The organism is Curvivirga sp. (assembly GCF_965219885.1).
In the GTDB taxonomy this organism is placed as follows: domain Bacteria; phylum Pseudomonadota; class Alphaproteobacteria; order UBA8366; family Aestuariispiraceae; genus Curvivirga.
The window spans coordinates 181,324-194,691 of record NZ_CBDCOT010000007.1 but is presented as its reverse complement, the minus strand read 5'-3'; the positions used below and the strand labels follow the sequence as shown (position 1 = coordinate 194,691).

At 42.0% G+C, this 13,368-nt stretch carries 10 protein-coding genes; 7 read left to right on the top strand and 3 right to left on the bottom strand.

The features are described 5' to 3' along the window. Positions 1 to 95: 95 nt before the first annotated feature. Together ACOQOA_RS01050 and ACOQOA_RS01045 are read right to left on the bottom strand one after the other, a co-directional pair. On the bottom strand, positions 96 to 1,568 hold the full coding sequence (locus ACOQOA_RS01050) for a protein adenylyltransferase SelO (protein WP_420546817.1): 1,473 nt from the start codon (positions 1,566 to 1,568) through the stop codon (positions 96 to 98). A gap of 330 nt (positions 1,569 to 1,898) precedes the next feature. Next, a complete protein-coding gene (locus tag ACOQOA_RS01045; RefSeq protein WP_420546816.1) occupies positions 1,899 to 2,684 on the bottom strand; it encodes a substrate-binding periplasmic protein in 786 nt (261 codons plus the stop codon). Between the two features lie 195 nt (positions 2,685 to 2,879). Between ACOQOA_RS01045 and ACOQOA_RS01040 the strand changes: the two genes are divergently transcribed. Then, positions 2,880 to 4,061, top strand: coding sequence for an ABC transporter substrate-binding protein (locus ACOQOA_RS01040; RefSeq protein ID WP_420547106.1), 1,182 nt, complete (start codon positions 2,880 to 2,882; stop codon positions 4,059 to 4,061). A 38-nt stretch (positions 4,062 to 4,099) separates the two neighbouring features. On the opposite strand, the gene ACOQOA_RS01035 is transcribed toward ACOQOA_RS01040, so the two are convergent. Then, positions 4,100 to 4,975: an MBL fold metallo-hydrolase gene (locus tag ACOQOA_RS01035; protein WP_420546815.1), complete on the bottom strand. Its 876-nt coding sequence runs from the start codon at positions 4,973 to 4,975 to the stop codon at positions 4,100 to 4,102. A gap of 106 nt (positions 4,976 to 5,081) precedes the next feature. Here ACOQOA_RS01035 and ACOQOA_RS01030 point away from each other — a divergent pair, with 106 nt between their 5' ends. The 6 genes from ACOQOA_RS01030 (at position 5,082) to ACOQOA_RS01005 (ending at position 13,368) form a co-directional block, all read left to right on the top strand. Continuing rightward, complete coding sequence (locus tag ACOQOA_RS01030) at positions 5,082 to 6,002, top strand: LysR family transcriptional regulator (protein ID WP_420546814.1); 921 nt, start codon at positions 5,082 to 5,084, stop codon at positions 6,000 to 6,002. Positions 6,003 to 6,059: 57 nt separating this feature from the next. Then, positions 6,060 to 6,983 (top strand): transcriptional regulator GcvA, encoded by a 924-nt coding sequence (gcvA, locus tag ACOQOA_RS01025; RefSeq protein ID WP_420546813.1) that lies wholly within the window; start codon positions 6,060 to 6,062, stop codon positions 6,981 to 6,983. A 101-nt stretch (positions 6,984 to 7,084) separates the two neighbouring features. Further along, entirely contained in the window at positions 7,085 to 8,437 is a 1,353-nt protein-coding gene (locus ACOQOA_RS01020) for an aspartate aminotransferase family protein (protein WP_420546812.1), read from the top strand. Next, entirely contained in the window at positions 8,434 to 9,252 is an 819-nt protein-coding gene (locus tag ACOQOA_RS01015) for a 3-keto-5-aminohexanoate cleavage protein (RefSeq protein WP_420546811.1), read from the top strand. Before ACOQOA_RS01020 ends, ACOQOA_RS01015 begins: the two co-directional genes overlap by 4 nt. Positions 9,253 to 9,452: 200 nt before the next feature. Then, positions 9,453 to 10,418: a TAXI family TRAP transporter solute-binding subunit gene (locus ACOQOA_RS01010; RefSeq protein ID WP_420546810.1), complete on the top strand. Its 966-nt coding sequence runs from the start codon at positions 9,453 to 9,455 to the stop codon at positions 10,416 to 10,418. A gap of 124 nt (positions 10,419 to 10,542) precedes the next feature. Beyond that, entirely contained in the window at positions 10,543 to 13,368 is a 2,826-nt protein-coding gene (locus ACOQOA_RS01005) for a TRAP transporter permease (protein ID WP_420546809.1), read from the top strand.

The following is a 13,368-nucleotide window of genomic DNA, read 5'->3' as shown; positions in this document are numbered from 1 at the left end:
AAAGTTGAATGAATGACAAAAAGGGGCAGCTGTTTTCAACTGCCCCTTTTAATTTATGAACAAAGCTATTCCCCAAATGTGAGAATTCCACTTTTCTAAGTGCCACAAAATGTTTGAAAATGATGCCCAGACTGCATTGGGGCTTGAAAATCCTGAAGTTGTGGATTGTCTTTATATGGCTTTGTCACAACATCCAATAACTTATTAAAGCGAGTCATTTGGCCATTATTTTCAGCAGCTTCTAAGGCCTCTTCCACCAATTGGTTACGTGGGATAAATGCCGGATTTTGGCTTACTCTCAATGTCAGAGATTCTTGCGTCTCTAATTCATCTTGATCCAATCGAACCTGCCAGCGCGCGAACCAATCTTGCATTTCTTGTTCTTGACGAATACCAGTAAAAACAGCTTCTTCTGATGGTTTACTTTTACTAAGCGCCCTAAACGCATTCGTATAATCAAGCTTATGCTTCAATAACAAATTTTGGAGATCAGCAATAAGCTCTACATCCCCTTCTTGACCTGCAGTAATGCCAATCTTCTGCCCCATCATTTTGAGATATACCTTCTCAAATTTCGGCATAAAGCCCATAACTATTTCTTCAGCTTTCTCAAGTGCGGTATCCGCATCCTCATCTATCAACGGAAGCAATGTTTCTGCCAAACGTGCTAAATTCCATTGTGCAATCGGAGGCTGATTACCAAAGGCATAACGCCCCCGGTGGTCAATAGAACTAAACACGGTGGCAGGATCATAAGCCTCCATAAATGCACAAGGACCATAATCAATCGTTTCACCAGAAATTGTCATATTATCTGTATTCATCACCCCATGGATAAATCCAACGCGCATCCATTGGCATATCAAGTCGATCTGGCGATTCATAACCTGTTCAATAAAAGCCAATGCTAAATTGCCAGCCTCCTTTATTTCCGGATAATGCCGATCAATACTATAGTTTAATAGCTGCTGAAGACCTTCTTGGTCACGGCGCATCGCCGCATATTCAAATGTCCCAACACGCAAATGACTATCAGCAATTCGGGTCAGGACAGCGCCGGTCAATGCCCCTTCCCTAAAAACAGGTTCACCGGTTGCCACGACGGCTAAACTGCGGGTCGTCTTAATACCAAGCGCAGCCATCGCCTCACTAATAATGAATTCTCTAAGCATAGGACCAAGCGCGGCGCGACCATCACCATTTCGGGAATAAGGTGTTTGCCCAGATCCTTTCAACTGAACATCAAATCGTTTCCCACTTGTTGATATTTGCTCTCCAAGTAGAATTGCACGCCCGTCCCCTAGAACATTTGGATGTCCAAATTGATGTCCGGCATAAGCTTGTGCAATTGGATCCGCACCATCAGGTAAAACATTACCTGCAAATATCTGAGCAAGTTCCGGATCGTTGTAAGAGGAGAAATTCAAACCTAACTCATGTGCTAAGCTTTCATTAAAAATCACCATTTCTGGCGCACACACGGAGATCGGTGACAAGCGTGTATAAAAAATATCTTTCAGTCGACCATAACTATTGTCGAACTGCCAACCTGCCTCAGACATATTCATTTTCCTAAATCCAGTTATTTTATTCCTTTAGATTTAAGTTAAATACGGCAAGAGACAAGTATAAAGAGTAAGATTTTCCAAAACTATATCTATAACAGTTTGAAAACCCGATATGAGCTGCCTTCTTGCTGTCCCAGATATTGCTCTATCATCCGATCAATCGGTCCATCCTGTTTTTGCCCGAATGAATTCTTGATAAGATGAAATAATTTGTTTCAAGTTCAAATATTGGGGTGTTTACTAAATAAGTTATCATAGCTTTTAAATCTTAACCGCGGTTGAAATATATCTAAGCTATGAAGACAACCTCTTGATTAAACTTCATAAGGACTAATTTAAAGTAGCCATCAAGATGTCATATCGACCATCTTCACGATATTGCCTTAGCTTCTGGTTAAAAAGCCGGACTAATTCCTCACTCTTTTCGACTCTTCTTGGAAAAAGCACATAGGAGTGATTATTCAAAAACGGCTTGGGATGATGCGTGATGCGCGCCTGATCCTCTTCTGAAAGATGTCTTCTCAAATCAGCATAGCCGACATTTATTTCCTGAGGAAATAGAGATATACGTCCCGTTAAAAGTTTCCTAAAATTCAAGTGTACATTACCCACACGTTCTATCTTAATGCGACCTGCCGCAATGGCTTTGTCAAAAGCAGGGCCATAGCTATATTTCGTCCCCCCACCAATCCGATATTTTTCGATATCCTTGAGTGTTTTCCAATCAAAAGAAATATCCGTATTGTAAAAAAATACAAACTGCTCCGTCAGAATCGCTTCACTATAAATGAAATCTTGTTCTCTCTCTGCTTTGTGCATCCATACACCTGTAGCAGTATGAGCCCCTCTTGAGGTTTCCTCGTAAGCTCGCCCCCAAGGCAAAAACCTAAACTTAGCTTCGACTCCAATATCTTGAAAGATTTCTGCTATCGCCTGAGCCATAATACCGCCTTGAGGTAAATCCTCCGAGAGATAAGGTGGCCATTCTCCAACAGCGATCTCAACTTCGTCAAAATCCGTAGTTATATTCTCAGAATGTGCATCAGATAGTAACCCCAACGTCAAAATCATGGGGAACAGAATTAAATAACATATTTTGAATCTAACAACTGGCAATGTCAGACCATTTCTCCAAGTGTCGATAATTTTAGTATCTAAGTGTAGCACATGGTTTTGAAACTGTATATCTAATCCCCGATATGGCACTTAATGGTGTAAACTAGAAAATACAATCAAATGCATTTATATCAAATTATTACTATACATCCCCATTCAAAACGCGCATAATTCGCAATACGGATTATATGAGTGATGTTTACACATGAAGATCATATAGATAATTGGCAACAAAGATTTGTCACTTCACTAGACACTAAAAAAGTTTCTATCTTTTTTTTGATCCTATTCTGCGCATTTGTTCTTTTAATATCTTCAGCCCTTGCGGCAGAACGTAAAAATATTCTCTTTGTAAATCCGGGATACGAAGATAAAGGCTTTTGGAAATCTGTTTCCGAAACCATGAAAGCAGCGTCTGATGACTTGGGGTTTAATCTAGAAATAGTGTCAGCCAATAGAGGTTGGCCTGTCATGGTATCAAAAGGTATAGCCGCGATCGATCACAGTAAGCCTGATTATCTAATTATTGTTAATGAACAACAACAAGCACCTAAACTACTACAATATGCTATTGACCATAAAATCCCAACTTTGATGCTGTTAAACAGCTTAACCTCAGAACAAGAAAAACACTTTGGCAAACCCAGAGAGAAATCTCCTTATTGGTTAGGAAGCATTATACCTGATAATGAAGCTGCTGGTTATGAAATGTTGGCATCTTTACTAGAGCATCACAACCATATTGCCCCGCCAGCGACAAGAGAAAGTGGTCGTATAATTCCGCTTCTCACGCTCGCAGGTGATATCAACACCCCAGCTTCAATTGATCGATTAAGAGGATTAGATCGCGGTTTAAGAAAACACCCATATTTCAAAGAACTTAGGCGTATAACCGTCAATTGGTCTGGCGAAGAAGCCTATACACGTACTCAACAACTTTTACGAACGAAGTCAGTAAACGCTATATGGGCGGCTAATGACGCAATTGCTATTGGCGCGATCAAAGCTTTACGTGAAGTAGGTATGGAGCCAGGAAGAGATGCCTGTGTCGTTGGTTTAAATTGGTCTATGGAAGCCATTGATTTGGTGGAACGAGGTGAGATGACCCTAACCCATGGCGGACATTTCTTGGCAGGCGCCTGGAGCATCATCATGTTGTACGACTATGATCAAAAACATGATTTTGCGAAAATATCCTCTCACATCAAATTTCCGATGACAGCAATAAACCGTGAAAATGTTAAGGCTTATAAGAAAGTATTTGATGATCAAGATTGGACAAAAATAAATTTTAAATCCTTCACACTCAAACATAATCCTAAAAGAAACGCATATCCCTTTACTCTATCGCATCTATTGAATACGACCCCTCAATAGGAAATTCGGTGCCATCCACTGACGGCACCGAATCAGACTCAACCACCGTGGGCAATAGACATTCCCATGCGGAAAACATGCGCAGATAGATGTTCGTTATATCCCTTCCAGTTTTCATATTTTGGAAGCTTAATTTGATTTGGAAGATCACCTAACAATGCATCAAATGCGGCACCGATCCCACCTTTTGCAATTAAGGCATCCAATTCTGTTTTTACCACTGAATATAGATCGTTATAATAAGCAGCACTTGCCTTTAAAGATTCAGGATCACGATTATCCGAATGCCCGCTCAATGACACTTTCAACGGCCATTGAGAAATCTCATTCAAAATCAAGCGCGTGCCAAGGAAGTTTTTATCATCAAGATATTTCTGATTTGTAAGACCACCTGGAAGATATAAATCGGCTGTCGCAACAACTTGATCGGCAGGTACATAAACAACTGTAGTTGCAACACCGTCGCCTGCGGCAATATGTTTTAGTTCAACAATTTTATTACCAAGATTAATGGATAGATCATCTTCAAAAGTTGTAGTCACTTTTTTCGGTGCTGCACCGATAATATCCAGATCAAAAATTGTCTCACAAGTAACCTGACAGACAATTTCAGCATTTTCAAAAACTTCTGTTCCACCCGCATGGTCATAATGTTCATGACTTAATACAACATGTGTGATTGGTTTATCCGTCACTTTTGCAATAGCTGCTTTCATTTCTTCTGCGCGCGCAGACCAAGCAGGGTCTACGACCAGTACACCATTATCCCCCACGACAACAAGGCTGTTATACCACCCTGAAAAGAAATCATAAACGTTCTCACCTATCGGTTTTAATGCGGTTTCTGCATGTGCAGAAATGGCTGTAAGTGAAAGGACGCAGCTTAAGGCAAGCGTTTTGAAAAATTTTAGCATAAATCTCATCTCCAGTTATTTTGAAATCTGAGATCAGAAAATATGACTTCCATTACTTTCTTCCATATCATATATTTCATACTTATCATTCCAAATGGGAATAGTTATGCAAGATTTCAATTTTCATTCCATCGATCTTCAGCATTTACGGATGCTTAGTATCCTTTTTGAAGAAAAACATATATCGCGTACGGCCGATCGATTGGGTATCACCCAATCTGCGGTCTCAAAAGTGTTAAGTAAGTTAAGAGAACAATTTAGCGACGCACTTTTAATTCGTGCCAAAGGTGGATATCAACTATCCCACAAGGCTCATACGCTAGAACCACAATTAAATGATTTGCTAGCGCAAGCTGCCTCCCTCTTTTCTGAAACACAGGATGATCCGTCTGAATTCGAAGCAGAAATCCGCATTGCGATGGCGGATGATATCGGTATTCTCATCCTACCGGAACTCATTGCAGCACTGTCCAAGGCCGCACCAAAGATAAAGCTGGGTATTCATCATCGAGATCCAAGTACATTCGATAAACTTGCAACAGGTAAAATTGATTTAATCTTAGAAGAAGCCCCTCCCAAAGGATCAGGATATTATACCCATCGCTTAATGAATTGGGGATGGCGCTGCGTTATGAATCCTAATCATCCTCTCGCGACTGATCCATGGGATATTCAAACATATTGTAAAGCAAAACACGGGCTTGTCAGTTTTTCAGGTGATCGTTTTGGGGTCATTGACGAAATTCTTGGTACGTTAAACAAAGAACGAGATTTATGTCTTACGGTTCCTTTCTTTTCTGCAATTCCTTATATTATCTCGCAAAATCAGGTCATATTCACCATACCTGAACCATTAGCTAGTCAGTATGCTAAGAACTTCAACTTGATCACCAAACCGGTTCCCTTTGACATTCCCCCTTTAAACATTTCCTTGATTTGGCATCATAGAAATCAATATGACAGTATTCATAGCTGGTTACGTTCATTTCTTCTGGAACAGGATTTCTTAAATAGTTCTGCATTGTAGCCGATGATAAACAATGCTTTATTATAGTCTTTGTTAACTTAACTAACATGTAAACTGATGAAACGTCGTATACCACCTCTAAAATCTGTTAGAGTTTTTGAAGCTGCCGCCCGACTATTAAGTTTTTCCAAAGCTGCAGATGAGCTTCATGTCACTCATGGAGCTGTCAGTCAGCAAATCAAAATTTTAGAAGAATTTTACGACACGTCCCTTTTTATCCGTAGTCATGCGCGCGTCTCTTTAACAACTGAAGGGCAAAAACTGCTTCCTGTCACAACAGAGATATTAGACAATCTCTCAAAAGTAACTGATGAAATCCTAAAGAGTAAAACGCAAGAAACGTTAACTATTAATCTGACATCTGCTTTTGCATCACATTGGCTTATGCCGAGACTGAACAGTTTCCAACAACAATATCCTGACATTACGATACGTCTTGCGCCTTCTGCACGATTTCGAGGTTTTGAAACTGCTGAATTTGATATCGCCATTCGATGGGGAAAAAGCAATGACACGTCATTAGTAACAACAAAGATTTTCGATGTTGACGCATTTGCAGCCTGCGCACCTTCGTTCATAAAAGAAAACCTTGATTTAAAATCTCCGGGAAAATTGAAAAGCTCTCATTTGATTCATGATGATACAGGAGATGCTTGGGCTGCGTGGTTCGAAAAAGCCAACATTCCTGCCCCCGATTTTGGAAAAGGGAGTTTCTATGCAGATTCATCTTTAGCACTACAAGCCGCTGTAACGGGACAAGGTATCATTACTGCGGGTAGCATTCTTGCGCATGCTGATCTGGAAGCCGGCCGCCTCATCATCCCCTATGATCTCTTTTTACCTAGAAGAAATGCCTATTATCTCTCTTATCCAAAACCCATGGATGACAAGCTTTCTGTTAAAGTTTTTAAAGAATGGATTCTAGCAGAAGCTGAAACCTATCTAAAAGCCAAACCTTCTTTACATAAATTCCTATACTAGATGTTAGATTAACTAACATCTTACATTAGAAAAAGTCGATTGATCCTACAATCTATTCCTGCTTAAGGTTTTCCAGTTTATTTTCATCTAGAAAGCCTATCATGTCGTCAAAGAAAACGCGCATTTTACATCGCCAACCATCCTCCAATCTTGCATATGCAGATAAAGGAGATGGCCCTTATATTATAGATCAGGATGGAAAATCCTATATTGATGCTTCAGGTGGCGCAGCTGTATCATGCCTAGGTCACAGCAATTCCCGTGTAACACAAGCTATCAAAGACCAAATCGACAATATTGCTTTTGCACATACGTCCTTTTTCACTACGGAACCTGCCGAAGAATTAGCAGAATTCTTATCGGATCGTGCGCCAGAAGGATTAGACTATGTCTATTTTGTTTCTGGTGGATCCGAAGCAACAGAATCCGCATTAAAACTAGCACGGCAATACTTTCTGGAAAAAGGCGAAAAAGAGCGTAAGTATTTTATCGCCCGACGCCAGAGCTATCATGGTAACACGCTTGGCGCCCTTTCAGTCGGGGGCAATATGTGGCGCCGCCAACAGTTTGAGCCAATTTTGATCGACGCAGATCACGTTGCACCTTGTTATCCTTATAGAGATAAACTGCCGTCTGAAACGGATGAACAATATGGCCAACGCGTTGCGAACGAACTTGAACAACACATCAAAGAAATTGGTGCAGAAAATGTGATTGGCTTTATGGCCGAACCCGTTGTCGGTGCGACATCAGGCGCCCTTGTACCTGTTCCAGGTTATTTCAAACGTATCAGAGAAATCTGTGACCAATATGGCATCTTGCTTATCTTGGATGAAGTAATGTGCGGAATGGGACGCACAGGAACTCTGTTTGCATGTGAACAAGAAGGTATCAGTCCTGACATCCTGACGACCGCTAAAGGCTTAGGCGCAGGTTATCAGGCGATCGGGGCAATGCTGCTTAGCAATGAGATTTACGAAACAATCGTGAATGGATCAGGTTTCTTTCAACATGGACATACTTATCTTGCACATCCGACAGCCTGTGCGGCAGCATTAGCCGTTCAAAAAGAAATCGAAGAGAACAATCTGCTGGAAAATGTGAATGCTATGGGCAAAAAGCTAGAGGAAGCTTTGCTAGAACGCTTCGGAAATCATCCAAATATTGGCGACATACGTGGACGAGGTCTGTTCTGGGGGCTCGAGCTTGTTGCGGATAGGAGCACGAAAGAACCACTCGACCCTGCCTTGAAAATTCATGCTGGCATCAAAAAACATGCGATGGATCTTGGGTTAATTTGTTATCCAGGTAATGGAACTATTGATGGCCAGAACGGTAATCACATCTTGCTTGCGCCACCATTTATCATCGAAGAAAAGCATGTGGTTGAGATTGCCGATAAATTACAGAAGGCAGTCGAATCAGCATTAACAGATGCAGGTATTGCTGCATGACAAATACAAAAACGATTCTCTGTGTTGCCCCAAACGGCGCTAGAAAAACAAAATCAGATCACAAAGGCCTCCCCATCACACCAGATGAATTGGCAAAAGAAGCTGCGGCTTGTCAAGCTGCAGGTGCGGCCATGATTCACCTTCATGTACGTGATGAAGACGATAAACATACGATTTTACCTGAATATTATCGCCCCGCGATTGACGCTGTACGTAATCGAGTTGGTGATAAAATGGTTATCCAAATCACGACTGAAGCTGTAGGTGTATTCACTGCAGACCAGCAGATTTCTGCGGTAAAAGAACTCAAACCCGAAGCTGTTTCATTGGCTTTGAAAGAACTATGCCCAGAAGGCGGGGAAGAAAAAGCCGCATCATTTTTCAAATGGGTGCTTGATGAAAAGATCGCAGCACAATATATCCTTTATTCTGCAGAGGAAGTTAAACGCTTCATTATGCTACATAATCAAGGAATCATTCCCGATCCCAAACCTTCTATTCTTTTGGTTCTTGGCCGCTATAGTGCAAATTTAACATCTAGTCCTGATGACCTTCTTCCGATGCTTGATGCGTTGGGGGATTTCAATTGTGTTTGGGCTGTTTGTGCATTTGGTACACAAGAACAAGACTGCATGGCTGCAGCCGTTGAAAGAGGCGGACATTGTCGAATCGGGTTTGAAAATAATATGCATCAGGCAAATGGTGAATTGGCCGCGAATAATGCAGCGCTGATTCAGGATTTTGCGAATAGAATTAATAAAAACGGTGGATCTGTTGCCTCAGCAGCAGAAACCAGAGCCATTTTTAACATGTAGGATTTAAGGAGCGAATAAACACTATTCAACTCTGATAAATATGTTAAGCTTACATTAGAAAGCTAACATCTAGTTTTCATCGGCTGTAAAAATAAATGCAACTTAAGCAAAACAACTTAGATGAAAATCAAATAGATACTCTGCCTCTGTGCGGGGGGTCAAAACTATATAAACAAACTTATACATATAAGGAGACAGGTATGTTCTTGAGAAAACTAGCTTTATCCGCAGTTGCTTCTGCGGCGCTTATGACAACAGCAGTTGCTGCTGATACACAACATGTTGTGATCGGCACAGGCGGTCAAACTGGTGTTTATTATCAAGTAGGTGGTGCAATTTGCCGTTTGGTAAACAAAGGCACAGCTGATCATGGCATTAACTGTACACATAAAACAGGTGGTTCCGTAACAAACATTAACGGTATCCGTTCTGGTGACGTTGACATGGGTGTTGCACAGTCTGACTGGCAGTATCACGGTTACAATGGTACAGCACCAGACAAATTCCCAGATGGCGCTTTCAAAGAACTTCGCGCTGTATTCTCTGTTCACCCAGAGCCATTCACAGTTGTTGCACGTGCTGATGCTGGCATCAAAACTTTCGAAGACCTAAAAGGTAAGAAAGTAAACGTTGGTAACCCAGGTTCTGGTCAACGTGGTACAATGGAAGTTGTTATGGAGAAAATGGGTTGGACAATGGGTGATTTCGCTGTTGCATCCGAACTTAAGTCTTCTGAACAAGCTGCTGCACTTTGCGATGGTAAAGTAGATGCGATCATCTTCACAGCTGGTCACCCTAACGGTTCCATCAAAGAAGCAACAACTTCTTGTGATGCGGTATTGGTACCAGTTGATAACGACGTTGCGAAAAAATTGGCAGCTGACAATGACTATTATGCAATGACAGAAATTCCAGCTGGCATGTATAAAGGTACAGATACACCAACAGCAACATTCGGTGTTGGCGCAACATTCGTAAGCTCCACAAAAGCTTCTGAAGAAACAGTATACCAAATGGTGAAAGCTGTATTTGAAAACTTCAAACGCTTTAAGAAAATGCACCCTGCATTTGGACATCTAAAAGAAGAAAACATGATCGTGAACAACTTGTCTGCTCCATTGCATGACGGTGCAGTTCGCTATTACAAAGAACGCGGCTGGATGTAATCAGCTTGTTTTTGACGAGAGTAACCCTGCGCAAGTGGGGTTACTCTCGTTTCTTTATTAAAGCACTTATATAAATTCCCAAACTGACACCAGAAGCAGTATAAATATACAAAGGGGTATGGGGATGAGTACGGACAAATCCACATCAACACAATTATCGGATGAGGAACTACAGGATCTCGTAGCTTCCACAGATACGGGTGGACGCAATCCATCCAATGAAATGATCATCAAACTTCTTGCGGCAGTGGCGCTCAGTTGGTCCATCTTCCAAGTTTGGATCGCCTCGCCAATTCCATTCGTCCTCGGATGGGGTGTATTTTCAAGTGATGAAGCACGAAAAGTTCATCTAGCTTTTGCTGTTTTCTTAGCTTTTCTTGCATATCCAGCATTTAAACATTCACCTCGTCGCCACATCCCGTTAGGGGATTGGGGTATGGCGATTATTGGTTCGCTTTGTGCCTTTTATCCGTTCATTGCGGATTCCATGTTAGTCGATTCCATTTTTGGCACGCGTCTATCGGATCGTCCAAGTAATCCAAATCAATTTGATATTGTTGTATCAGTCATTGGTATGCTGTTGCTGCTTGAAGCAACGCGTCGCGCCCTTGGCCCGCCATTGATGGTCGTGGCAATCGTCTTCCTGTGTTACACATTCTTTGGTCCATTCGCACCAGAACTCATTGCATGGAAAGGTTCCACCTTTGGCGGCACCATGGATCATCAATGGTTATTTGGTGAAGGTGTGTTTGGTATCGCATTAGGTGTTTCAACGGACCTCGTTTTCCTATTCGTGCTTTTTGGTGCCTTGCTTGATCGTGCTGGTGCAGGGAACTACTTCATTAAGGTTGCCTTCTCTTTGATGGGACATTTCCGTGGTGGTCCCGCGAAAGCAGCGGTTGTGGCTTCCGGTATGACCGGATTGATTTCCGGGTCGTCCATCGCCAATGTTGTGACAACGGGTACCTTTACAATCCCAATGATGAAACGTGTTGGTTTTAATGCCGAAAAAGCAGGTGCTGTTGAAGTTGCTTCTTCAGTGAACGGTCAGATCATGCCACCTGTCATGGGGGCCGCAGCGTTCTTAATGGTGGAATATGTTAACATTCCTTATTTCGAAGTTGTAAAACACGCCTTCTTACCAGCTGTGATTTCCTATATTGCCTTGGTTTACATTGTGCATCTCGAAGCTATGAAACTAGACATGCAAGGTTTGAAGAAACCGGGTGAAAGCAAAGCTCTGAAATATGTAGGCAGCAGCTGGGTTATGTCCCTGCTCCTCGTTCTTGCATTAGGTAGCGGCCTTTACTATGCGTCTGAAGTGTATCAATTACTTGAAACATCAACCGCACGTCTAGCAGGCATACTTGCAATTATTGCAGTTCAATATGTAGTTGTTAAAGCGGTTAAATCTTCTGGCGGCAGTGAACTAACTCAAAAAGTTGTCTCAACAGGTGCTATGGTGCTGGGCAATACAATTATTGGTGCCTTTGGCCTCTTCTTCTTGATTGATATTGTTCAAGCGACCTTTGGTGAAACTTACACACCTTGGGTAATGGCTGTCTTAATTCTGGTTACTTATGTTGTATTAGCACGTATTAGTTCTTCCTATCCTGATTTGGTGATGGATGATCCAAATGCACCTGTTCAGTCTTTGCCTGAAACAGGCCCGACGGTTAAAGCAGGCTTACACTTCTTGTTACCAGTGGTTGTTTTGATCTGGTGTTTGATGATTGAACGTCTATCTCCGGGTCTTTCTGCTTTCTATGCAACCATCCTGATGATCTTCATCTTGCTGACCCAGCGCCATCTATTTGCATTTTTCCGCAAGGAAGACACATCCAGCAAGCTAAAAGAAGGCTTTATGGAATTGGTGGATGGTATGATTGCCGGTGCCCGTAACATGATCGGTATCGGTATCGCGACTGCAGCAGCAGGTATCATTGTTGGTGCCGTATCTCAGACTGGTGTTGGATTAAAGCTCGCTGCTTTGGTTGAGTTTTTATCAATGGGTCACATCATCCTAATCTTGGTATGGACTGCGATCCTAAGCTTGATTTTGGGTATGGGTTTGCCAACAACCGCGAACTATATCGTGGTATCTTCGTTACTTGCACCAGTGATCGTAAGTTTGGGACAACAAAATGGACTGATTGTACCTTTAATCGCTGTTCATATGTTCGTCTTCTATTTCGGTATTATGGCGGATGTGACACCACCTGTAGGGCTCGCCTCATTTGCTGCGGCAGCTGTATCCGGGGGTGATCCGATTAGAACAGGCTTTGTTGCTTTCTTCTATTCTCTACGTACTGCATTGTTGCCATTCCTCTTTATCTTCAACACAGATCTATTGTTAATGGATGTGTCCTTCGGTGGTGGTATTCTCATCTTTATCATCGCCACGGCGGCCATGCTCATATTTACCGCAGGCACCCAAGGGTATTTCTTTGCCCGGTCTAAGATATGGGAATCTGCTGCATTAATTTTGATCGCCTTTACATTGTTCCGCCCAGGTTTCTGGATGGATTATGTAATCCCGCCATATCAAGAACGCCAAGGAACAGAACTGGTGCAGGCAATGGGTGAAGTACCTGCAGGCACCGAAATGCGTATATTGGTTGATGGTCAAAATGATGTAGGTGACCCTGTTTCACTTACCATGTTGATGACTGTTGGTAACGGTGAAGATGGTCAAACCAGAATTGAAGATTATGGTTTGGAACTTCTTCTTCAAGATGATGGAAGTATCATGGTTGATGGTGTTGGTTTTGATAGCCCGGCTGAAAAAGCAGGTTTTGATTTTGACCAAATTATCGTTTCTGTTGGCGTACCCGCAGAACGTCCAGCCAAGCAGCTATTCTATATTCCAGCTGTAGTGTTGTTATTCTTGATCATTATGATCCAACGCCGTCGTCGTAACGCTGTTTCCAGCACTCAACAAACTGCATAA